General features: G+C 66.3%; 17 protein-coding genes and 1 pseudogene. 13 read left to right on the top strand and 5 right to left on the bottom strand.

Going from position 1 to position 22,084, the window contains the following annotated elements:
• Positions 1-43: 43 nt before the first annotated feature.
• From K0S66_RS05590 to phaR, 5 genes are all read left to right on the top strand, one after another.
• Entirely contained in the window at positions 44-1,087 is a 1,044-nt protein-coding gene (locus tag K0S66_RS05590; RefSeq protein WP_301074199.1) for an enoyl-CoA hydratase/isomerase family protein, read from the top strand.
• A gap of 74 nt (positions 1,088-1,161) precedes the next feature.
• Positions 1,162-1,944 (top strand): enoyl-CoA hydratase-related protein, encoded by a 783-nt coding sequence (locus K0S66_RS05595; protein WP_301074200.1) that lies wholly within the window; start codon positions 1,162-1,164, stop codon positions 1,942-1,944.
• A 108-nt stretch (positions 1,945-2,052) separates the two neighbouring features.
• Positions 2,053-2,937 (top strand): 3-hydroxyisobutyrate dehydrogenase, encoded by an 885-nt coding sequence (gene mmsB, locus K0S66_RS05600; RefSeq protein ID WP_301074201.1) that lies wholly within the window; start codon positions 2,053-2,055, stop codon positions 2,935-2,937.
• The gene (locus K0S66_RS05605) at positions 2,934-3,392 is read left to right on the top strand and encodes a GreA/GreB family elongation factor (protein ID WP_301074203.1); all 459 of its coding nucleotides are present in this window, start codon (positions 2,934-2,936) and stop codon (positions 3,390-3,392) included. Before mmsB ends, K0S66_RS05605 begins: the two co-directional genes overlap by 4 nt.
• Positions 3,393-3,962: 570 nt before the next feature.
• Complete coding sequence (phaR, locus tag K0S66_RS05610; RefSeq protein ID WP_301074205.1) at positions 3,963-4,505, top strand: polyhydroxyalkanoate synthesis repressor PhaR; 543 nt, start codon at positions 3,963-3,965, stop codon at positions 4,503-4,505.
• 40 nt (positions 4,506-4,545) lie between these two features.
• On the opposite strand, the gene K0S66_RS05615 is transcribed toward phaR, so the two are convergent.
• Both K0S66_RS05615 and K0S66_RS05620 read right to left on the bottom strand, forming a co-directional pair.
• The gene (locus K0S66_RS05615) at positions 4,546-5,274 is read right to left on the bottom strand and encodes a hypothetical protein (RefSeq protein ID WP_301074206.1); all 729 of its coding nucleotides are present in this window, start codon (positions 5,272-5,274) and stop codon (positions 4,546-4,548) included.
• Complete coding sequence (locus tag K0S66_RS05620) at positions 5,271-5,684, bottom strand: hypothetical protein (protein ID WP_301074208.1); 414 nt, start codon at positions 5,682-5,684, stop codon at positions 5,271-5,273. The genes K0S66_RS05615 and K0S66_RS05620 overlap by 4 nt, the downstream gene beginning before the upstream one ends.
• A 519-nt stretch (positions 5,685-6,203) precedes the next feature.
• Between K0S66_RS05620 and K0S66_RS16750 the strand changes: the two are divergent.
• Positions 6,204-6,365: pseudogene (locus tag K0S66_RS16750) on the top strand (chloramphenicol acetyltransferase); the annotation flags it as partial.
• A 190-nt stretch (positions 6,366-6,555) separates the two neighbouring features.
• Here the strand turns inward: K0S66_RS16750 and K0S66_RS05630 are convergent.
• Positions 6,556-9,585, bottom strand: a complete 3,030-nt coding sequence (locus tag K0S66_RS05630; RefSeq protein ID WP_366520781.1) for a TonB-dependent receptor — start codon at positions 9,583-9,585, stop codon at positions 6,556-6,558.
• Between the two features lie 272 nt (positions 9,586-9,857).
• Here K0S66_RS05630 and K0S66_RS05635 point away from each other — a divergent pair, with 272 nt between their 5' ends.
• The 7 genes from K0S66_RS05635 to dacB all read left to right on the top strand — a co-directional run bounded on the left by K0S66_RS05635 (position 9,858) and on the right by dacB (position 19,436).
• Positions 9,858-12,191 (top strand): penicillin acylase family protein, encoded by a 2,334-nt coding sequence (locus K0S66_RS05635; RefSeq protein WP_301074210.1) that lies wholly within the window; start codon positions 9,858-9,860, stop codon positions 12,189-12,191.
• Positions 12,191-13,786: an amidohydrolase family protein gene (locus K0S66_RS05640; protein ID WP_301074296.1), complete on the top strand. Its 1,596-nt coding sequence runs from the start codon at positions 12,191-12,193 to the stop codon at positions 13,784-13,786. Before K0S66_RS05635 ends, K0S66_RS05640 begins: the two co-directional genes overlap by 1 nt.
• 70 nt (positions 13,787-13,856) lie before the next feature.
• Positions 13,857-14,876: an N-acetyltransferase DgcN gene (dgcN, locus tag K0S66_RS05645; RefSeq protein WP_301074212.1), complete on the top strand. Its 1,020-nt coding sequence runs from the start codon at positions 13,857-13,859 to the stop codon at positions 14,874-14,876.
• Positions 14,860-15,852, top strand: coding sequence for an N-acetyl-D-Glu racemase DgcA (gene dgcA / locus K0S66_RS05650; protein WP_301074213.1), 993 nt, complete (start codon positions 14,860-14,862; stop codon positions 15,850-15,852). Before dgcN ends, dgcA begins: the two co-directional genes overlap by 17 nt.
• Positions 15,849-17,099 carry a dicarboxylate/amino acid:cation symporter gene (locus K0S66_RS05655; protein ID WP_301074214.1) on the top strand — a complete coding sequence of 417 codons (1,251 nt, stop codon included), beginning with the start codon at positions 15,849-15,851 and terminating at the stop codon, positions 17,097-17,099. The genes dgcA and K0S66_RS05655 overlap by 4 nt, the downstream gene beginning before the upstream one ends.
• 25 nt (positions 17,100-17,124) lie before the next feature.
• Positions 17,125-18,009, top strand: coding sequence for a LysR substrate-binding domain-containing protein (locus K0S66_RS05660; protein WP_301074216.1), 885 nt, complete (start codon positions 17,125-17,127; stop codon positions 18,007-18,009).
• Positions 18,006-19,436: a D-alanyl-D-alanine carboxypeptidase/D-alanyl-D-alanine-endopeptidase gene (gene dacB / locus K0S66_RS05665; protein WP_366520782.1), complete on the top strand. Its 1,431-nt coding sequence runs from the start codon at positions 18,006-18,008 to the stop codon at positions 19,434-19,436. Before K0S66_RS05660 ends, dacB begins: the two co-directional genes overlap by 4 nt.
• Positions 19,437-19,458: 22 nt before the next feature.
• Here dacB and K0S66_RS05670 read toward each other — a convergent pair whose 3' ends face one another.
• Together K0S66_RS05670 and K0S66_RS05675 are read right to left on the bottom strand one after the other, a co-directional pair.
• A complete protein-coding gene (locus K0S66_RS05670) occupies positions 19,459-20,484 on the bottom strand; it encodes a serine hydrolase (protein ID WP_301074219.1) in 1,026 nt (341 codons plus the stop codon).
• Positions 20,481-21,989 carry a permease gene (locus K0S66_RS05675; RefSeq protein ID WP_301074221.1) on the bottom strand — a complete coding sequence of 503 codons (1,509 nt, stop codon included), beginning with the start codon at positions 21,987-21,989 and terminating at the stop codon, positions 20,481-20,483. Before K0S66_RS05675 ends, K0S66_RS05670 begins: the two co-directional genes overlap by 4 nt.
• Between the last annotated feature and the right edge of the window lie 95 nt (positions 21,990-22,084).

A 22,084-nucleotide genomic window follows, 5' to 3' on the forward strand; every position in this document is an offset into this window, starting at 1 on the left:
CTTGGTGCCGCGCGATTGCCAACCTTCCCGAGAGAGAGGATCGATGACTGAAGACCTTATCGTCGTCAAAGAGGGTGAAGCCGGCCGAATCCGCCTGAACCGCCCGAAGGCGCTCCATGCGCTTACCAAGGGCATGTGTGACGGGGTGCTTTCTGCTCTGGAGGAGTGGCGGGAAGATGCGTCGGTCCGGGTGATCATGATCGATCATGCCGAGGGCCGCGGCTTCTGCGCAGGTGGCGACATCCGCATGCTGGCGGAGAGTGGCGCGAAGGATGGCGCCGAGGCGCGGCAGTTCTTTCACACCGAATATCAGATGAACCATCGGCTGTTCACCTACGCAAAGAATACGGTCGCGTTCATGGATGGCATCACCATGGGCGGCGGCGTTGGCCTGTCGCAGCCGTGCCGGTTCTGCGTGGCGACCGAGAACACCCGATTTGCTATGCCCGAGACCGGCATCGGCCTGTTCCCTGACGTGGGAGGCGGTTGGTTTCTGTCGCGTCTGCCGGGTCGGATCGGACAATATCTGGCGCTGACGGGCCATCGTCTGGACGGTGCCGAGACATTCGCGCTGGGGCTTGCCACGCATTATCTGCCTGCCGATCGGCTTGAAGAGGCCAAGGCGCGGATTGCCGAGCGGCCTGAAGAGATCGCCACGATCCTGTCGGATCTGTCTGTTGCGCCTGGAACGGCCAAGCTGTTGGACCACAAGGCGGAGATCGATCGGCTGTTTGCGTCCGACCGGCTGGAAGAGATCTACGCGGCGCTGACTGCCGACGATCAGGAATTCGCGCGGGCCACGCTCGCAACGCTCCAAACCAAGTCGCCCCAGACCATGAAGGTGAGCCTCAAGCTCCTGCTCGATGGCAAGTCCATGCCTACCTTCGAGGATGAGATGCGGCAGGAATATGCCGTCGGTTCGCGGGTGGTGCAGCGGCATGACTTCCTGGAAGGCGTGCGTGCGGTGATCGTCGACAAGGATCATGCACCAAAATGGAACCCGGCAACGCCGGAAGGCGTGAGCGATCATCTGATCGACCAGATCTTCGCGCCGTTGCCGGAGGCAGAGGCCTGGGTGCCGCGCTGACGCGCTTTCTGTCTAACGTGGCCTGACCGTCACTCGCGGAGGCGAACAGTCTCTGCTCTTGCGGGAATAGTATCATGACCGATTACGCTAATATCCTGGTTGAACAGCGCGGCGCGGTGACGATCGTCACGCTCAATCGACCGCAATCGCTGAACGCCCTGAACAGCGATGTACTGGCCGACCTCTCTGCAGCCTTCGGTGCCTATGACAAGGATCCTGCGCAGCGCTGCCTCGTCCTGACCGGCGCCGGAGAAAAGGCCTTCGCCGCAGGCGCTGACATCAAGCAGATGGCGGACATGGCGGCCGCGGATTTCTTCCTGCAGGACTTCTTCGCAGGATGGCAGAGCGGCGTGGTTGCGACGCGCAAGCCGTGGATCGCCGCCGTCAACGGTTTTGCGCTGGGTGGCGGGTGTGAACTCGCGATGATGGCGGACTTCATCTACGCCGCAGACACCGCGAAGTTCGGCCAGCCCGAGATCAAGCTGGGCGTCGCACCGGGGATGGGCGGATCGCAGCGACTGACTCGCGCGATCGGCAAGGCGAAGGCGATGGAGATGTGCCTGACCGGCCGAATGATGGATGCAGCCGAGGCGGAGCGTAGCGGGCTGGTAGCCAAGGTTGTGCCCTTGGCCTCGCTCCTGGAGGAGACGCTGAAGACCGCCGAGTTGATCGCTGGCATGCCGCCGATGGCCGCCATGGTGAACAAGGAGATGGTCAACACCGCGTTCGAGACCGGGTTGGCTCAGGGAATCCTGACCGAGCGACGTCTGTTCCAGATCCTGACGGCAACCGAGGACAAGGCCGAGGGGATGGCGGCGTTTGTCGAGAAGCGGCCGGGCGTCTGGAAGGGGCGCTAGGGCGCCTCAAGACCCTATCCGCACGAACCACCATTGAAGCGCGGTATCGCTGATCTCAGCTCCGCTATCGGCTGCGCCTGACGATTGTCGAGGCCCCAGGAGAATTATATGGCACGCGTTGCTTTCATCGGCCTCGGCAACATGGGCGGCGGGATGGCCGCTAACCTTGCCAAAGCGGGACATGACGTCCGCGCATTCGATCTGGATGCGGAGGCGCTTGACCGCGCCAAGCAGAGTGGGTGCCTGCCGGTTCAGAGCGCCGCGGATGCAGTGGTCGGTGCTGAGGCGGTCATCACAATGCTGCCGGCGGGCGCCCACGTTGCCGCGACCTACAAGGAAGCGGTGTTCGGGAATGCGGCGCCTTCCGCTGTGCTGATCGACTGTTCCACGATCGATGTCGCGACCGCCCGTGAGCTTGCGGCGGCAGCCGCGGCGAAAGGGCTTGAGGCGGTCGATGCGCCCGTCTCCGGCGGCATTGCTGCGGCGAATGGCGGCACCCTGACGTTCATGGTCGGCGGCACCGCCAACGGCTTTGAGCAAGCGCAGCCCTATCTGGAGGCGATGGGGCAGGCTGTGATCCACGCGGGCGAAAGCGGCGCGGGACAGGCCGTGAAGATGTGCAACAACCTGATCCTGGCGGGCACGATGATCGCCACCTGCGAGGGGCTGGCGCTGGCCGAGAAGCTGGGGCTGGATCTCCAGGTATTCTACGACATCGCCAGTAAGGCGACGGCGCAAAGCTGGTCGCTGAACACCTATTGCCCGGTGCCGGGTGTAGGGCCCGAGAGTCCGGCCGATCGCGGTTATCAAGGCGGTTTCGCGGCTGCGTTGATGCTGAAGGATCTCCGGCTTGCGATGGGGGCGGCGGATCAATCCGGGATCGACCTGCCATTCGGCAAACATGCGGCCGAGCTGTATGCCGCGTTCGCCGAAGGTGGGAACGCCAGCACCGACTTCTCCGGCATCATTCAAACGTTCCAGAATAAGCCATGAGCGTCGCGTTTCGACGCGAGAGCGACGAGGAGCACCTTGAGCCGCGGTTCGAACTGCCGCTGCCCAAAGGGCCGAACCTTGTCACCGAACGCGGGCTGGCGCTGATCAATGAACGCATTGCGGCGCTAACCGACGAACAGGCCGGCGCCGAGGAACCCAGGGCGAGCGAGATCGCGCGCGAGCTGCGCTATTGGAACACGCGGCGGGTGACCGCGGTGGTGGCGCCGCGCCCTCCCGCGGATGAAGTTGCCTTTGGCAGCCGCGTTCGTTTCCGGCTGAATGGCAAGGAGCAGGAGATCGTCATCGTCGGCGATGACGAGGCAGACCCGGCAGCAGGCAAGATCGCCTTTTCTGCGCCGCTCGTCCGCGCGCTGTTGGGAGGGGCGGCCGATGAGGTTGTGCCGTTCAATGGTCGCGACGATGCGATCACGATCCTGGATGTTCGGCCCGATTGAGGGCGGCCATGCTGATCGGGTTTGGCGTACCGAGCGTTGGTGCGCTGGACCTGCGTCTTACCGTTCTTGTGAGTCGGAGTTTGAGCTGACGCAGTAGGGTAGTTGATCTCCCCGCGCCGCTGAAGGCGTTCGCAATCCTGCGGTGTCACGTCGCGGGCTTCGCCCCGATGCTTCCCTACGTAGCCCTGCTAGTCAGCTAAATCACCGTGATTACCTCGCAACGGTGAGGCTCGTTAGCGGCGCAGGTACCGCTAGGGTTGGGCTCTTACTCGGTGGAAGCGAGTCATCTCCTCTAAGGGGCGGATGGGGGGCGCTCGTCAGTCGAGACCTGACAAGGGTTGTGCTGCGCAGCATCACTTGCTGCGCTCGCCATCCGCAACGTTTCTGCCGCTCAGTATTTACGGGGGCAGCCTTGCTCTTGAGAAAGGCTTGCAGCGTTTCCTTTGGAGCGAATTTGGGATGCTGCTGTGCGAACGTGCAGCATGACACCGATGTCATGCGCGGGCGGCCTTGTTGCAGCGCCATATTAGATGCTGTACCGCAGAACGGAGATCTTGGCGGGGCAGCGCGATGAAGAAGCAGCACAGCATAGACGGCACGATTATCATCAAGAAGTATGCGAACAGGCGGCTCTACAACACCGAAAGCTCTTCCTACATTACGCTCGAGCATCTCGCGGCGTTGACCCGAGAAGGACGCGAGTTCAAAGTCGTCGACGCCAAGACCGATGAAGATATCACCCACGGCATCCTGACCCAGATTATCATGGAGGAGGAGGGCCGCGGCGATCAGCCAATGCTGCCGGTCAATTTCCTGCGACAGCTGATTTCCATGTACGGCGATTCAATGCAGGCGATGGTCCCGGGATATTTGGATGCCTCCATGGAGAGCTTTCGGCGGAACCAAGCTCAGTTCAAGTCTGCTGTGGAGGGGGCGTTCGCCGGATCGCCGTTCGCAGAAATGGCCAAGCGCAACATGGCGATGTTTGAAGCGGCAACCAGTGCGTTCAAGCCGCCCGCAACAGCCGCCCCGGCCGCCAGCAAGGACGATGAAATTGCCGCGTTGAAGGCGGAGTTATCGCGTCTCCAGGAGAAGGTGAACAAGCTGGGCTAAGGCCCGGCCGCACCCGACCTCGCGACTGTTTCAGCGCGGATCAGGAGGCAAGGCCGCTGCTGCTCCGTGCGTGATCGAGCATGAGCCGCACCCAGAGGAAGAGCGGAACGCCATCGTCGATGAACACGTACGCGCCCGGTTCTTCGGCGACGTCCGCGATCAATTGATACCGGTCCCGCAACTCTTCTAACGCGTTTTGCGGGTCAGTGAGTTCACGAGTAAGCTGTGCTTTTGGCAGCCGAAAACTGTTGGTGAGCGAGATCTGGGCGAGGCTTCCCAGTACGCGCTGCCGGCCGTCCCTAGCGGCTTCGTCCAGGCGGAGCCGGGTGACCGGGGCAATCCGCAGCTCGAGATGGTCGAGCACTTGTCCAAGCCCCTTTTCGACATCGCTGTGATCGACGTTGGCCGATTGACGCTCAAGCGCCGCGAAGCCGGCATGTTGCGCAATAAGGCTTGCGAGATAGGGGAGGCCCAGCGCGGCCAAGCTGATCAACTGGAGCGCCTTGGGTGTGTAACTCATGCCGCTCGCCTGCTGCCCGGCTTCGATCAGTTCGGCGATCTCAGCCTGCGCCATGTTGGGTAGAAGCAGGCCGAGAATATTGCGCCTTATCGAGGGCACATGCTCAATGATCTCGGTCAAATTCTGCGCCACGCCAGCGATGATCAATTGCACTCGGCTGCCGCGATCGGACAGGTTCTTGATGAGTTCAGCGATTGATCGGCGTAGATCCGCGTCTCCCGCGCGATCGAATTCGTCGATTACGATCAATAGCCTTGTTCCGGCCAGTCGGTCAAAGATGTCGCTGACGAGACGTCATGGACACGGTGGAAAACGAAGCCGTGCTGGACGGCCGAGCCCGCGCTTTGCAGCGTCAGCTGCGAGAGGGTAAGGTTGCTGCTGTCGCGCAGGGTGATGCCGGTCAGGATTGCAGGATCCGATGGATTGCGCGACACCAGCGTGACCGGGCGGGCGGGATTGATCCCGCGTATGTTGAACGGCGGAAAGATTCCGGGCGCGAGCTGGATACGCTCTCCGCCGCGCGCCCGGCGGATCGCGGCGATCAGTTGCGGTGTCGTTCGGACGAGCAAATCGCGGGATGTCGGCGCGGGCACGGCGGAGGAGCAAGCCAGGAAGGTCGCGGCTAGGCCGACGACGGAAGGGATGATGTGTCCGGGCATGACGGCGTGATCCTGCCCCCTCCCTTGGGGCTGCGCCTATGTATCCCCGCTAGTCGGCCGCGGGCAGGAATTGGTGCAGAAACGGATCAACCTCGCACCACGGCGGATCGGATGCCCGGTATCTGACGACGCAGGCTGAAAGCGGGAGGGGCAGATTGATCGGGGCACTGCGGAATGGGATGCTGAGCCCGCTCTACGGCCGTCGGCGGACGCACCGCTGGTACCTACGCCTCATCAACCGATGGGACGGGGGCGAACTGCGATCACGACATCTGCGTGCCATGCTCCTGCGGCGGCATGGCGTGTCCGTCGGCGACTATTCCTACGGACCCATCCTGCGGCCGGGGCTGCTGCCGGGCGGCAGCATCGTCGGGCGATGGTGTTCGGTGGGGCAGGGCCTGATCGCGACGGCGGGACCATCCGATCGCGCGGATGACCCAGCATCCGTTCTTCTACAACGCCAAGCTGGGGCATGTCGCGCACGACACGATCGGCGCCGAGGAGGAGAACCCGCTGCGGATCGGAAACGACGTGTGGATCGGCGATCGGGTGACGATCGTGGGTGGCTGCCGATCGGTGGGTGATGGCGCGGTGATCGCGGCGGGCGCGGTGGTCACGCGCGATGTGGCGCCCTTTTCCATCGTGGGCGGTGTGCCGGCGCGGGTGATCGGCCAGCGATTTTCGCCGGAGGTCGCTGCGACGATCGCGCGATCGCGATGGTGGGCGTTCGATCTGGATGTGGTGGCCGGCTGGGGCGATGCGCTGATGCAGCCGATGACCCTGGAGGCGGCGGCCGCGCTGCTGTTGCGGTGCGAGCAGGCCCGAGGAAAGGCCGCTACGCCCCGGCAGGAGCGTAGCGGCGGTAGTGCGATTACCGGGTCTGCATCCGCAGGCCGATGCGGAACTGACGACCTAGCAGGTCCGAATAGGTGCTGTTCGCAGCCAGGCCCGTTTCCGGAAGCAGCAGCGGCCAACGATCGAACAGGTTGGTCACGTTGACGAAGAACTGAGCGTCGGCATCGCCGAAGCGGACCTTCTGCGTCACGTTGAGATCCGCGTAGAACACGCCCGAGACGCGGTTCACGTCATAGGTGGGCCGCTGCGGCGTCGAGATCGGGCACCCGCTGGTGCATTCGATGCCGGTCGCGACATATTTGCCCGAGCTGACGCCGCGGCCAGTGGCCGTGATGGCGAAGTTCGGCGTGTCGTAGGTGGCGGTGAAACGGTAGATCCAGTCCGGAGTGGTCGACTGGCCGCCGTTCACGCCGACCGAATTGGCGATCACCGCCTGTGGCACGCCGCTGTCGAGGATGTTGTCGATGTAGCGCGTGGCGACACCGCGCAGCGTCAGGTTCCCCTCGGTATCGCCGAACAGGCGATCGAGCGGGAGGCGGTACGATGCGTCGATATCGACGCCGCGCACGACCTGGCTCGCCGCGTTGAACGGCTGGGTGCGGATGAGGAGGTACGGCTGCCCCGGCACCGAGCGAGCGGGATCCTCGGAGATCGCCCCGCAGAGCCGCTCGTTGCCGGCGTTGCACAGGTTCAGGATGTCCTGCGCGCTGAACGTGGTGATGCCGTCCTTGATGTCGATATCGAAGTAATCGACCGACAGCGCGAAGCCGGGGATGAAGCGCGGCGTCAGCACGACACCGGCGTTCCACGAATTCGACTTTTCCACGCCGAGACGCGGGTTGCCCGTGACGAGGCCGGAATAGCCGAAGCTGGCCGGGCCATTGGCACCATCGGCGGTGTAGGCCGGGTTGCGCACCGAATCGCTGTTGGCGGAACCGCCCTGATACAGTTCGTTCAAATTAGGTGCGCGAATGTCACGCGAGCGGGTGACGCGAACACGGAAGTCGTCGATCGGCTGCCAGGTGGCGCCGGCCTTCCACGTGGTGACATAGCCAGCCGTGGAATAGTCGGTCGCGCGGACTGCGCCGTTGAACTCGAGACCGGCGCCCAGCGGGACCACGGTTTCGAGGTAGACTTCCTTCACATTGTAGCTGCCGTTGGTGGGCAGGTAGTTGCCGACCGACCAGGCGTTCGACGTGGTCGGCAGGCCGGCAGCGTTGGTCGTGGCGATCGGCTGGAACTCGGTCGGCACGAAGCCGCGGATCTTTTCCTCGCGATATTCGGCACCGACCGCGACGCTGACGTCGCCCGCCCAGGTGCGGAACGGCGCGACTGACACGTTGAAGCCGGCGTTATACTGTTCGACCACTTCGTCGCGGTACGGATCGCCCAACACGTAGTTGAAGGCGGCCGGATTGGCGACGCCAAGACCCAGCCGGTTGAGCGGGACGCAGTTCGGATCATTGTTGTTCGGATTGGTGTCGACGTTGATCGCGCACTGGATCGAGCCGGCCGCGAAGCCGCTGCCGGCCGGGGCGAACACCGCGTTGGTGGCGTTGGCCATCCGGCTGATGTTCATGATGTTGCGCAGCTGCTCCCGCAGATCGGCGCGGCCGTACTGACCGAAGATGTTCCAGGTGGCGTTGTTGCCGAACATCTCGGTGCTGCCCTCTGCACCGATGGCGTAACGCTGCACCTCGCGCTTGTTGTTGATCGCGCGGAACGGCAGGTCCGCGGCGCTCGTGGCGAGGGTGACGCCGGTGATGCCGGTCAGCGCCGCCGGGCCGAGCGTGTTGTAGAGGAACGCGTTGCAGCTGGCCGCAACCGGCACGGTGGTGCAGCCGGTCGCGTTGAGCGCGATGCCGGTCTGCAGGTTCGGGCCGGCGTTGAAGAAGATCTCCTGCCAGTTGTACGACCCTTCGGCGAACACTTCGATATCGTCGGCGATCTCGTAGCTGGCGCGCGCGAAGAGGCCGCGGCGATCATCCTCGGGGCTGAGGCCGATACGGCGGCCGGTATCGTTGACGCGCCAGTCGCCGCCCTGCGTCAGGGTCGGCGGGGCGGTGCCGGTCGGCGACGGGAAGGTGAGGGGGCCATATTGATATTGGCCGACAGCACCGTTGAAGCCGAAATAGGTGCCGCGCAGGCTGTTCGCGCGGGCACCGGTGGAGCCGGTGATGAGACCGCCGGGCGTGGAGTTTGCCGCGCCGACCTGGCGACGGATCAGGAACTGCGGCTCGCTGCTGTTGGCGGACCAGTTCGGATTCTGGATGCGGACGTAACCGGTGGCGTTCCAGTCGCGATCAACGCGGAAGATGCCGTCCTGATGCGCGAGTTCTGCGTTCAGCAGCAGGTGGCCACGACCTTCGCTGCCCCAGGCGAGGCCGCCGGTGACGCTGAACGAATAGTTGCCGCCGTCACCCTTCTCGGTGATGCCGCTGTCGATCGCGACCTTGAGGCCGGTGTACTTCTTGTCGAGGACGAAGTTCACCACGCCGGCGACCGCGTCCGAGCCATAAGCGGAGGAAGCACCGCCAGTGACGACCTCAACGCTCTTGATCAGCGCCTGCGGGATCGTGTTGACGTCGACCAGGCCTGTGACGGTCGAGGCGACCGAGCGGCGGCCGTCGAGCAGCACCAGCGTGCGCGTTTCACCCAGGTTGCGCAGGTTCAGCGCGTTGATGCCGGCCTGTCCGCTGGAAAGGTTGAGGCGCGAGTTGGCCGGACGGGTGGAGCCCGCGAGCGCCGGCAGCTGATTGACGAAATCCGCGACGTTGTTCGACGGCGAGGAGCTCTGGATTTCCTGCTGCGTCAGAACGGTCAGCGGCGTGGGCGCCTGGAAGCCGTCGCGCACGATGCGCGTGCCGGTGACGACCACGTCCGGGCCGTTGCCATCGGTGCCGGTATCCGGTGCCGGATCACCGATCTGCGCCGTGGCGGTGCTGGACGGCTGGGTCTGTGCCGCAGCCGGCATCGCCAGACCGGATGCGAGCGCAAGAAGCGCCGTCCCGCCGAGCATTGTTCTGGACAAGATAATATCACGCACGTGCCGTCCCCCGAAAGCTTAGTAACCTGTGCCTACCTGCATGCGTCATGCTGTTGTCGCAGATCGCCGATAGGTTGGAAGGTGCCGGTACGAGCAGAAAGCCGTCAAGTGAAGATCGGCCTACCTGTGTTTGTCGATCCATAGATCGGGCATATGGGTCGCCCCCGACCGGGTCTGCATAACCGCTCGCTATGAGACGCGACCTGCTTGTCATGGACGGCCCGCCGCCGAGGGGGTTAGCCTGTGGCGGGACCCACGACGAAAGGATAGCAATGCTCGACCGGCGCCTATTTCTGCTTGGTTCGGCGGCGACCGTGCTGGTGTCTGCCGCCTGCCACGGCCAGTCGGTACCGGCGACAGCACCGACCCGCGTGGCGGGGCTTTCGGCACCGATCGAGATCATCGACGATCGCTGGGGCGTGCCGCATATCCGCGCGCAGACTAAGGCGGATGCGTTTTTCGGACAGGGCTATGTCGTGGCGCGCGACCGACTGTTCCAGATCGACCTGGCGCATCGCCGCGAACTGGGCCGGATGGCGGAAGCGTTCGGGCCGGATTTTGCCAAGCATGATGCCGTCGCCCGACTGTTCCATTATCGCGGCGACCTGGACGCCGAGCTGGCGCGCGTACCCAAGGAAGTTCGCGACTGCGTGGCCGGATATGTCGCAGGCATCAATGCGCGGATCGCCGAGGTCGAGAAGGACCCGAGCCTATTGCCGCCGGAATATCGCATCCTGGGGGTGACGCCGCTGCGCTGGGACATCCGCGATCTGGTGCGCGCGCGGGGCAGCTCAATCGGCAATGCCGACGACGAGATCCGCCGTGCGAAACTGGCCGCGCTCGGCATGCTGGAGCTGGACGCGGTGATCGCGCCGCTGCGGCCGACGTGGAAGCTGGCCGTGCCGGAGGGGCTGGACCCGTCAAAGGTGAGTGATGCGGATCTGGGCGTGCTTCAGCTGGGACGGCTGCCGTTCGGACCCGACACGCCGACGCGTGAGCCAGAAGAGGATCTGGACCGCGCGCAGGCGGGGTCGAACGCCTGGACCGTCGCTGGCAGCCGCACCAGCACTGGCCGCCCCATTCTGGCCAATGATCCGCATCTGGGGATCGGCGGGTTCGGGCCGCGGCATGTGGCGCATCTGACCGCGCCGGGTCTCGACGTGATTGGCGGTGGCGCGCCTGGACTGCCCGGCATCATGCAGGGGCATACCGACCGTTTCGCCTTTGGCCGGACCAATTTCCATATCGACCAGCAGGATCTGTTCGTCCTGGAGCTGGATCCCAACGATCCCGAGCGGTACCGCCACGACGGCGGCTGGAAGCGGTTCGAGCGGGTGGAGGAGACGATCCCGGTCAAGGACGGTCCGCCGCAGAAGGTGGTCCTGCGCTACGCGGTACAGGGCCCGGTGATCATGCACGATCCGGCGGCGCGCCGGGCGACGGTGCTCGGGTCGATCGGGATGCAGCCCGGCGGGTTCGGATCGTTCGCGATGGTGGCGATCAACCTGTCGCGCGACTGGAACAGCCTGAAGGAAGCGTTCAAGCTGCACCCGTCGCCCACCAACCTGCATTATGCCGACGTTGACGGGAACCACGGCTGGCAAGTGATCGGCTTCGTTCCGCAGCGCAAGAAGGGCGACGGGCTGATGCCGGTGCCGGGCGACGGGCGCTACGACTGGAACAGCTATCGCGATTTCCGCGTGCTGCCGAGCGAGTTCAACCCGTCCAAGGGCTGGTTCGCATCTGCCAACCAGAACAACCTGCCGGCGAATTGGCCGCGCGATCGCATTCCGGCGTTCTCGTTCCGCGACCCTTATCGTTACGAGCGCGTCGCCGAGGTGCTGGCATCGCAGCCGCGCCATTCGGTGGCGGACAGCGTGGCATTGCAGTTCGACACGCTGTCGACGCCGGCCAAGCAGTTCCTGGCGTTGCTACCCAAGCAGCCGTCCGCGGGTGCGGCCCCGGCGGTGAAGATGCTGTCGGGGTGGGACGCGAAGCTGGACAAGGATAGCGGCGCGGCGGCGCTGTACGAGATCGTGTGGCGTGACCTGGGCAAGCGGATGCTGGCGGCCATCGTGCCGGAGCAGGCGAAGGAGCTGGTGGACGAGATCGCACCATCCGAGCTGCTGCGCCGTGCGGCAAGCCGGCCGGCGATGGTGGACGAGGCGCTGGCGAGCGGCTGGGCCGAGGCGCAGCGACTGATGGGCAGCGATCCATCAGCCTGGCGCTGGGGCACGTTGCACCAGGTGCGGATCGCGCATCCGCTGTCGAGCATCCCGGCCATCGCCGCGGCGTTCCCCCCGATTGAGGGCGAGGGATCGGGCGGCGACAGCTATACCGTCATGGCGCGTTGGCTGGGCAATGGCCCGGGCTGGCGCACCGGCGGCGGGGCGAGCTACCTGCATGTGATCGACGTGGGCGACTGGGACAAATCGGTGATGCTGAACCTGCCGGGGCAGTCGAACGACCCGCGCTCGCCGCATTACCGCGATCAATATGCGCCGTGGATCAAGGGCGAAATGCAGCCGATGCCGTTCAGCCGCGCCGCGGTGGACGCGGTGGCGGTCAGCCGTTCGACGCTGACGCCGCAGGGGAAGGGCAAGTGATGCGTGGAATGTTGCGCGCCGGCGTGGCGCTCGGATCGCTGTTGGTGCTTGGCGCGGCCGCCGCGCCGAAGGTGGATGTCGTGATCCGCGGTGGCACGATCTACACCGGTGCGGAGACCCCACCGATCACCGGCGACGTCGAGATCGCCGGCGACCGCATCGTCTATGTCGGGCCAAGCCGCGGCACGCGGGCCGGGCAGATCGTGGAGGCCAAGGGGCAGATCGTGGCGCCGGGCTTCATCGACGCGCATACCCATCCCGACAGCTACATCCGATCGGACGATCCGAAGGTGCGGCTCAACCTGCCGTGGCTGGCGCAGGGCGTCTCGACGATCGTGATCGGCGTCGACGGCTATGGCACGCCCGATGTGGGTGATGACGCGCGCAAGCTGGAGGCGAGCGGCGTCGGGACCAATGTGGTGCCGTTCGTTGGCTTTGGCGGGATCCGGCAGCGCGTGCTGGGCAAGGCCGACCGTGCGCCGACGCCGGCCGAACTGGCAGAGGAAAAGCGGCTGGCCGCCAAGGCGATGTGCGAGGGCGCTTATGGCCTGTCGGCCGGCCTGTTCTATCCGCCGCAGAGCTTTGCCAAGACCGATGAAGTGGCAGCGGTGGCCGCCGAGGTGGGCAAGCGCGGGGGCATGTATGACAGCCATCAGCGCGATGAATCCAACTATAACATCGGTTTGATCGCCTCCACCAAGGAAGCGATCGAGATCGGCCGCCGCGCCGGCACGCCGGTGCATTTCGCGCATCTGAAGGCGCTGGGCGTCGACCTGCATGGCAAGGCGCCCGAACTGATCCGCACGATCGAGGAAGCGCGCGCGGCAGGGCAGGATGTGACCGCCGATCAATATCCCTGGCTCGCCAGCGGTTCGAGCGTTGACGCCTCCCTGGTGCCCGCGTGGGCGGTCGATGGCGGCTATCAGGCGATGATCAAGCGGTTCGACACGCCCGCGACGATGGCGAAGATCAAGGCGGAAATGCGCGAGAACATGCGCCGTCGGGGCGGAGCGGAATCGCTGCTGCTGATCTCCCAGGGGCAGCCGTGGACCGGCAAGACGCTGGCGCAGATGGCGGCGACATGGAAGATCGATCCGATCGACGCCGCGGTCCGCATCCTGCGCGTGGCCAATGCCAAGGGGACCGATCCGGCAGGCGCCGGCGTTGCCAGCTTCAACATGGCCGAGCGCGACGTCGACCTGATCATGAAGCAGCCCTGGGTGGTGACATCGTCGGACGGGTCGAACGGTCATCCGCGGCAATATGCGACCTTCCCGAAGCTGTATCAGGATTATGTCGTGAAGCGGCCGGTGATCACGATCGGCCAGTTCATCCGGCGATCGACCGGCGCGACCGCCGACATGTATCGCATCAAGGATCGCGGGTATCTGAAACCCGGCGCGTTCGCCGACGTCGTGGTGTTCGATCCCGTCGGTTATACGCCGCGCGCCGATTACATCCGGCCGCGCGAGCCGAGTGCCGGCGTCAGCGCGCTGTTCGTGAACGGCAAGCTGGCGCTGAAGAACGGCGCGACCACCGGTGCGGCTGCGGGTCGGGCGCTGCTACGTCCGCGGCCGGCACATTGCGGGCAATAGCCTTGCGTTATAGGCAAAGCCGCGAGCACGATTGGCGGGCTCCTACAGGCGGCATCTATCGTCCAGCGCTATGACCATTCCGGCACCATATCTGCTGTACCTCGGCCATTCGGACGACGAGTTCGGCCTCAAGACCTCGCGCGGCCTGGCCACGTTCCGACGCGAGGATTGCGTCGGTGAGTGGCGGCACGACGATTGCCCCTTCAGCTTCGACCTGCCGCGGATGGACGCGGCGGCCGGCGCGGCGGCGGGCGCGCGCACGCTGGTGCTGGGCATCGCCAATGCGGGCGGACGCTTCCCCGAATGGATGATGGCCGACGCACTGGCGGCGATCGCCGCGGGGATGAACCTGGCCTGCGGGCTGCACCAGCGGCTGAAGGATGAACCCCGGCTGGTGGAAGCGGCCAAGGCTGCCGGCGTGCAATTGTTCGACATTCGCGATCCGCGCCCGGACCTGCCGGTCGGCAACGGCAAGAAGCGCGCGGGCAAGCGGCTGCTGACGGTCGGCACCGATTGTTCGGTGGGCAAGATGTACACGACGCTGTGCCTGCGCGATGCGCTGCGCAGCCGGGGCGTCACGGCAGATTTCCGCGCGACGGGCCAGACCGGCATCCTGATTGCCGGCGACGGCGTGCCGCTGGACGCGGTGGTGGCGGATTTCATCGCCGGCGCGATCGAGGACCTGTCGCCCGCGCGTGAGGACGATGGCTGGGATCTGATCGAAGGGCAGGGATCGCTGTTCCACCCCGCCTTTGCCGGCGTGTCGACCGGGCTGCTGCATGGCGCCCAGCCGCATGCCCTGGTCATGTGCCATGACCCGACGCGTCCGCACATGCGCGGCCTGCCGCATTACCCGCTGGTCGATCTGGCCGAGTGCATCGACGCGAACCTGCGCGTTGCGCGGCTGACCAGCCCCAGCGTGCAATTCGTCGGCATCGCGCTGAATACCGCGAAGCTGGGCGAGGCCGAGGCCCGCGACCTGCTGGCCGCGACGAGCGACGCGCATGGCCTGCCGTGCACCGACCCGTTCCGCTTCGGCGCCGACCCCATCATCGACCATCTGCTGGCGACCCATGCGCCGAACGCTTGACGCCCGCCACGACGGCTTCCCGCTGAGCACCCCGTTCCGCATCTCGCGCGGGGTAAAGACAGTCGCCGATGTGGTGACCGTCACGATCGCGCAGGGCGAGCATGTCGGGCGGGGCGAGGGCGTTCCCTATCCGCGTTATGGAGAGACGGTGGACGGCTCGCTGGTCGCGATCGCCGGGATGCGCGCGCTGGTCGAGGCAGGCGCCTCACGCGAGGAGCTCGCCGCCGCGATGCCGGCTGGCGCGGCGCGCAGCGCGATTGATTGCGCGCTCTGGGATCTCGAGGCGAAGCTGGCAGGCACAAGCGTTGCCGCGCTGGCCGGGTGCGGGGCACCGGAGCCGCTTGCCTCCGCGATCACGATCGGCATCGATACGCCCGAGGCGATGGCCGCCGTCGCGCGCCGCCACACCGCCGTTCCGTTGTTGAAGCTGAAGGTCAACCGCGAAGAGGCGGAAGCCCAACTGGCGGCGGTGCGCGCCGCTGCGCCTGCGCCGCGGCTCATCGTCGATCCGAACGAAAGCTGGCGCGTGGAGGATGTGGCACGCTGGCAGGACATGCTGCTGTCGTACCGGGTCGACCTGCTGGAACAGCCGGTACCGGCCGATGACGATGCCGGGCTGGACGGGCTGGGCAGCCAGATCCCGATCTGCGCCGACGAGGCGCTGCACACGCGCGCCGACCTGCCGCGGCTGCGTGGCCGGTATGATTACGTCAACATCAAGCTCGACAAGACCGGTGGTCTGACCGAAGCCCTGGCGCTCGCTGATGCGGCGCTGGGGATGGGGTTTGGCTTGATGGTGGGGTGCATGGTTTCGTCGTCGCTGGGCATTGCGCCGGCGATGCTGGTCGCGGAGCGCGCGTCGTTCGTCGATCTGGACGGGCCATTGTGGCTGGCCAATGACCGCGAGGGCGGGGTGCGCGACGAGGCCGGCTGGATGCAGCCGCCGGCGCCCGGTTTCTGGGGAACGCCCGCGTGACCATCCTGCGTGGATGGTTCGCGATAACTTTATGGAAGCGGGTGGTCGCCGGGCTGGTGCTCGGGGTGCTGCTCGGCTCGCTCTGGCCCGATGCGGCGCCGGCGGTGAAGATCGTCGGCGACCTGTTCGTGCGGCTGATCAAGATGCTGGTCGTGCCGGTCGTGCTGATCACGATCGCCGCCGGGATCGCCGGCTTGGGCGATCCGCGCCGGCTGGGGCCGATCGGCGGGCGCACGATCGGGCTGTTCGCGGCGACGACGCTGATCGCGGTATCGCTGGGCATGGCGGTGGGCCTGCTGGTGCGGCCGGGCGAGGGGATCGTGCTGGCAGGGGTCGCGCCGCACGTGCTGGGGACAGCGGTTTCCCCGAGCGACCAGTTGCTGTCGATCGTACCGGCCAACATCATCGAGGCGCTGGCCAGGGGCGACATGCTGGCGATCATCTTCACGGCGATCCTGCTCGGCATCGGCAGCGTGCTGGCCGGCAATGCGGGCAAGCCGGTCGTGGCGCTGCTGCAGGGCCTTGCCGCCGTGCTGATGCACATCGTGCGGATCGTGATGGAAGTGACGCCCTTTGGTGTCTTTGCCCTGATCGCCAACGCCGTCGCGGCGAACGGCGCGGCGGTATTCGTCAATGTCGGATGGCTGGCGCTGTGCGTGATCGTCGCCTCTTTGGCGCAGATGCTGGTGGTGCACGCCGGCCTGATCGCGCTGGTCGCGCGGCTGCCGGTGATCCGCTTTTTCCGGGGCATCGTGGATGCACTGGCGATCGCCTTCTCCACCGCATCCTCCTCTGCGACATTGCCGGTCGCGCTGCGCGTGGCGCATGACAATCTGGGCGTGGCAAAGCCCGTTGCGTCCACCGTGCTGCCGCTGGGCGCGGCGATCGGCAAGGACGGGACGGCGATGTACGTCGGCCTGCTGGGACAGTTCGCGCTTCAGGCGCTGGGCATCATCCCCGATGCGCAGATGCTGGTGGTGATGCTGGCGACCGGCGCGCTGGCGGCATTCGGCACCGCGCCGGTGCCGTCGGCATCGCTTTTCATGCTGGCCGCGATGCTATCCGCCGTGGGCGTGTCGCCGGAGCAGACCGCGCTGGTAGTGGGGCTGGTGCTGCCGTTCGACCGCTTGCTCGACATGACGCGCACCGTGCCGTCCGCTTCTGCCAATCTCACCGTGGCGACGCTGGTCGCCAAGGCCGAGGGCGCGCTGGACGAGGCGCGGTATCGCGGGCGGGTGGTAGAGTGATGGCATCGGCGGTAGGACCTTGCCGGTGAACCTGCGCCATATCGAAATATTCCACGCCGTGTACGTCAACGGCTCCGTTTCCGCCGCCGCCCGTGCACTCAACGTCTCCCAGCCGTCCGTCTCCAAGACGCTGCGGCATGCCGAGACGCTGCTTGGCTTCGACCTGTTCCAGCGTACCGGTGGCCGGCTGGTCCCGACGGAGGACGCGCGCAACCTGTTTGCCGATGTCGCCGAGATCCAGGAACGGGTCCGCGCGCTGCGCGAGGCGGGGCGCAACATGCGCAGCGGCGGCGGCGGACGGTTGCGCATATCGGCGTTGCCGAGCCTGGCGCTCGGCGTGTTGCCGATGGCGGTATCGCGTTTTCTGCAGAAGCATCCGAAGGTGCATTTCGACCTGCAGACGGTTCATCACGACGACCTGCTGCGCAAGCTGTACGAGCGCGAAGCGGATATTGCGATCGCCAGCGAGCCGCCGCGCGGCGCGGCGCTGAACACGACGTGGCTGGGCGAGGGCGAACTGGTCGTCCTGTATCGTGAAGCCGACATGCCGGACGCGCCAGCGCGGGTCGAGCTGTCCGATCTGGTGGACCGGCCGTTCATCTCGCTCGCGGGAAGTGGGCCGATCGGCACGCTGCTGACCGATGAGCTCGATCGCCTTGGGCTGGAGCTGAACGAGGTTGTCGCGGCCCGGACATTCTACATCGCCGCAGGGCTGGTACGCGCCGGCGTCGGCGTGACCGTGGTCGACAGCTTTACCGCCGAAGCATGGCTGTGCCCGGGGCTGGCGATGCGGCCGCTGCGTCCGTCGCTGACATTCGACCTCCACGCGATCCATCTGCTCGACCGGCCACCATCGGCGCTGGCGAGCGAGTTCCTGGCGGTGCTGAAAGAGGAGATTGACGCCGAATGATGCTGGTCCTGCTGCCCCTGCTGGCGATCGCCCAAAGTGCCGCGGCCGCTCCGCCTGCGACGGAGGCGCCGGTTGCCAGCGCCATTGCGCAAGCGGCACAAGGCACCCGATTGGGGTTGCTGGTGGTGGACGAGGACGGGCGCGAAATCGTCGCGGTGCGCCCCGATGAGCGGTTCGTGCCGGCATCCAATACCAAGCTGTACACGACCGCTGCGGCCTTCGCGCTGCTCGACACGAACGGGACAGACGAAGCGGCGGGCGCCAGTGTTCGCCTGGAGGATGGCGACGTGATCCTGGCGGGCGGGGGCGACGCGCGACTGTCCAGCGCGGCGGATTGCACACGCAACTGCCTGAAGGATCTTGCCGCCGCCGTGGCACGCCAGACCCGGCAGGTCCGCAACGTCATTGGTGACGATACTGCCTTCCCTGACGAACGCTGGCCGGCGGGGATGAGCTGGAACAACATGGTGGGGAAATATGGCACCGCCATTTCCGCGCTGACGATCGACGACAATGAAGTGGCGCTGTCAGTCGCGCCGGGCGCGGTCGGCGCGTCGGCAGTGGTGGCCGGCGACGGGTATTTCACGATCGACAATCGGGTGATCACGGTACCGGCGGGCGGAAAGCGCGCGATCAGCGCCACCCGTGAGCCCGGCACCGATCTGTTGCGGCTGACCGGGACCATCCCGGCCGGCATCGCGCCGTACGAGATGCGGGTCGGCCTAGACGATCCCGCGCATCGTGCGGCGTGGCTGCTGTCGGGCCTGCTGCGTGAGCAGGGTGTCAAGGTGACGGGGACGGTGGCCGCGCGTCACCGGCCGCTGATGCCGGGTGATGATCCCGAGGTACGCGGCACGGCGCCGGCGGCGCGTGCGCCCCAGCCACAGGTGCTGGCGCGGCTGGCACCGGGGCCGCTGAGCGAAGATCTGATCCACACCAACAAGGTGAGCCAGAATCTCCACACCGAGTTGCTGCTGCGCCGGGTTGGCGCGGTGGACGGCAGCGGATCGGTCGCGGACGGGCAGCGGGCGGTGAGGCGCGTACTCGATCAAGCGGGCCTCTCGCCGTGGCAATATGACTTTGCCGATGGCTCGGGCATGTCGAACTACAACCGCGTGACGCCGCGCGGGACGGTGGCCCTGCTTCGCTGGGGCGCCACCCAGACATGGGGACCGGCATGGCGCGAAACGTTCCCGGTGGCGGGTGTCGACGGGACCTTGTCCAACCGCTTCAAGGGCACGCGGCTAGCCGGGCGGTTGTATGCCAAGACGGGGACGCTGAACGCCTCCAACGCGCTGGCCGGTTACATGACCACCGCGAGCGGGCGCACGTTCACCTTTGCCGCTTATGCCAACGACATGCCGGGCGACGTCAGCGCGACGGCGGCGATCGACGCTGCGCTGGTGGCGGTGGCGGAGGCGAACTGATCGGGAAGAATCAGGCGGGCGGTTAGGCTGACTGCGCGGCGTCGAAGGCGTCGATCAGCGCCTCGCCCGTTTCCGGACGCAGCGTGAAGATGCCGCTGTCGAAGTGACGCGTCGGATGAACGCGATTGGTGAGCAGCGTCCAAGCCAGTCCGCGATCGAAGTCCACCCACAGGCCAGTGCCGGTGAAGCCGGTATGCCCGATGGTGCCCGGCGAACATGATTGCCCGCCGGACCAGCCGGGGAAGCGAATTTCCCAGCCGGCCGTGCGGTGCCCCTCCACCGGGGTCTTCGTGGCGTCGAGCATCGCCGGGCTGGCCCCGGTGCCGTCGAGCAGCCCCTGTGCGAAATCGAGCACACCATCGACCGTGCCGAAGAGGCCGGCGTGGCCGATCTTCCCGCCCATGGCCGAGCAGTTTTCGTCGTGCACCTCGCCAACGAGAACGCGTCCGCGCCACTGGCAATATTCGGTCGCGACCGCAGGGCCGGGAGGCGGCCCCCAGCAGAGGCCGTTGCCGAGCGGCAGCGCGTCGATCCCCCCGCCGGTCAGTCGCTCGAGCGCAATGCCTAGCAGGATGAAGTTGATGTCGGAATAGACCGGCGGGCCGTGACGCCACTCGCGCTGCAGAACGAAGGCGCGCAGCCGCGCGGGGTTGTCGCCATAGGTGTAGATCGGCTCGACCGCGGGCAGGAAGGTGCGGTGGACGAGGCAATCGCGAAAGGTGAGGCGCCGTTCGGGCGCGTTGGCGACGTCATATTGCCGCAGGTCGGGGATCGCATCGGTGAGCGGGCGATCAAGGTCGATCCGCCCCTCGTCGGCGAGGCGCAGGACAAAGGTGGTGGTGGCGATGACCTTTGTCAGTGAGGCGAGATCAAACCAGTGCTCGCGGGTCAGCGCGTGGTCGACCGGTATCTTTTGTGCAGCGCCAGTCAGGCGGACCGCACGATCACCGCGCGCCGTGACGATGCCGAGCGTCGCGCCGGGGATGCGGCCGGATGCTATCGCCTGAGCAGCGGGCCCAAAAGCCTGGTCAATCACGGTATCGCTCATGCGTCGTCATCCGGGCGAGAATGAATCCGGGCCAGCGCTGGAAGGAACACGATGGTGACCACGCTGAGCGCGCCGGAGAGGAGAAAGAAATTGTCGTAGCCGATCGCGCCGACGATCGTCCCTCCCGCGCCGGCCAGCAGCCGCGGCAACATGAAGGCGAAGCCGGTGAGGAAGGCATATTGCGCGCCGGCGAAGCGTGGATTGACCAGCAGCGACAGGTACACGACGAACACGGTGCCCGCGAAACCGTTGCCGAACTGATCAGCGCCGGTCGCGATGTACAGCAGCGTTTCGTTGACCGGCTGCTGCGCGAGCCAGACAAAGGCAAAGTTGCCGATCCCGGCGAGCAGCGCACCGGCGGTCAATGCCCATGTCATGCTCCAGCGTGTCACCAGCCAGCCGGCGAGCCCCACGCCGACGATGCTGGAGACGAGCGCCACCAGACTGTCGGCCCGGCCGATCTGCGACAGCGAATAGCCCAGATCCTTGATCATCGGCTTCGACAGGTTGAGCGCGAGGACGTCGCCCATGCGGTAGAGCGACACGAACGCCATCAGCACCAGCGCGCCGAAGCCGAACCGCCAAAAGAAGTTGACGAACGGCCCGAGCGCGACCGACCGCCGAAGCTTCGATGTCGGCGGCGAACAACGGATGCGGGGCAAGGCGGCGGCCATGGCGAGGAACGGCAACATGCACAGGCCGAGCACCCAGGGCGTGACGTTGGAGCCGGCATCGATTCCGGCCCCTTCCGCGGCGCGCAGGATCAGCCAGCCGATCGCCATCGTCGCGACGGTGGTCGCTGCCAGGATGATGACGCTGGCGAGGATGCCGGTGGTGAGCGAGGTGAACCGCTCCACGTCGCGATCATCCGCGCCGTTCATGGCGGCGAGGACCGGGAAGGGCAGGAACGCAGCCAACGCGATGGCGAGATAGGCGAGCGTCCAGCCGCTCCAGTCGGCGAGCAGCAACGCGCCGCTGCCGGCCGCGACCATTGCGCTGCGATAGCCCCACAGGTTCGCCGCGACGATCGGGCCCTGTTCGTCCTGGGAGGGGAACAGCTCGATACGCCAGGCGTCGGCGGCGATCTCCAGCGTCGTTGTCCAGAACGCCAGCAGCACCGCGAACAATGCCGTGATCGCCAGACTGTCATCGCCGGCGGTGAGCGCCATCCCCAGCATCGAGACGAAGATGCCCAGCTGCGCCAGCATCAGCCAGCCGCGCCGCTTGCCATAAAAGCGCGAGAAACCCGGGACGGCATAGCGATCCAACAGCGGCGCCCACACGAACTTCAGCGTGGGAAGAAGCTGAACCCAGGCGAAGAAGCCGATCACCGCCAGTGCCACGCCATGCGCCTGCAAGCGGAGCGCGAGCACGGTGGAGAACATGTAGAAGGGCAGGCCAGCGGCAAAGCCAAGCAGCCCGTACAACGCCATGCCGCGCCGGTTGACGGGCGCGCGGGGGATGCTGTCCTGGTCGGGCGCCGCAGCGGCGGCGATGTGCGTCATGGCCCGATCGTTCTACGCGGCGGCGCGCGCGTCAATCCCGCTATAGGCGCGATAGGCGATCCGCATCACTGGGGGTTATACCGGCGGGGTCAAAG

The sequence above is a fragment of the Sphingomonas sp. genome, from assembly GCF_029239295.1.
In the GTDB taxonomy this organism is placed as follows: domain Bacteria; phylum Pseudomonadota; class Alphaproteobacteria; order Sphingomonadales; family Sphingomonadaceae; genus Sphingomonas.

Excerpts from the sequence above, each read along its gene's own strand:
- K0S66_RS05590 (WP_301074199.1), top strand. The coding sequence starts at position 44 with ATGACTGAAGACCTTATCGTCGTCAAAGAGGGTGAAGCCGGCCGAATC.
- K0S66_RS05595 (WP_301074200.1), top strand. The coding sequence starts at position 1,162 with ATGACCGATTACGCTAATATCCTGGTTGAACAGCGCGGCGCGGTGACG.
- mmsB (WP_301074201.1), top strand. The coding sequence starts at position 2,053 with ATGGCACGCGTTGCTTTCATCGGCCTCGGCAACATGGGCGGCGGGATG.
- K0S66_RS05605 (WP_301074203.1), top strand. The coding sequence starts at position 2,934 with ATGAGCGTCGCGTTTCGACGCGAGAGCGACGAGGAGCACCTTGAGCCG.
- phaR (WP_301074205.1), top strand. The coding sequence starts at position 3,963 with ATGAAGAAGCAGCACAGCATAGACGGCACGATTATCATCAAGAAGTAT.
- K0S66_RS05620 (WP_301074208.1), bottom strand. The coding sequence starts at position 5,684 with ATGCCCGGACACATCATCCCTTCCGTCGTCGGCCTAGCCGCGACCTTC.
- K0S66_RS05635 (WP_301074210.1), top strand. The coding sequence starts at position 9,858 with ATGCTCGACCGGCGCCTATTTCTGCTTGGTTCGGCGGCGACCGTGCTG.
- K0S66_RS05640 (WP_301074296.1), top strand. The coding sequence starts at position 12,191 with ATGCGTGGAATGTTGCGCGCCGGCGTGGCGCTCGGATCGCTGTTGGTG.
- dgcN (WP_301074212.1), top strand. The coding sequence starts at position 13,857 with ATGACCATTCCGGCACCATATCTGCTGTACCTCGGCCATTCGGACGAC.
- dgcA (WP_301074213.1), top strand. The coding sequence starts at position 14,860 with ATGCGCCGAACGCTTGACGCCCGCCACGACGGCTTCCCGCTGAGCACC.
- dacB (WP_366520782.1), top strand. The coding sequence starts at position 18,006 with ATGATGCTGGTCCTGCTGCCCCTGCTGGCGATCGCCCAAAGTGCCGCG.
- K0S66_RS05670 (WP_301074219.1), bottom strand. The coding sequence starts at position 20,484 with ATGAGCGATACCGTGATTGACCAGGCTTTTGGGCCCGCTGCTCAGGCG.
- K0S66_RS05675 (WP_301074221.1), bottom strand. The coding sequence starts at position 21,989 with ATGACGCACATCGCCGCCGCTGCGGCGCCCGACCAGGACAGCATCCCC.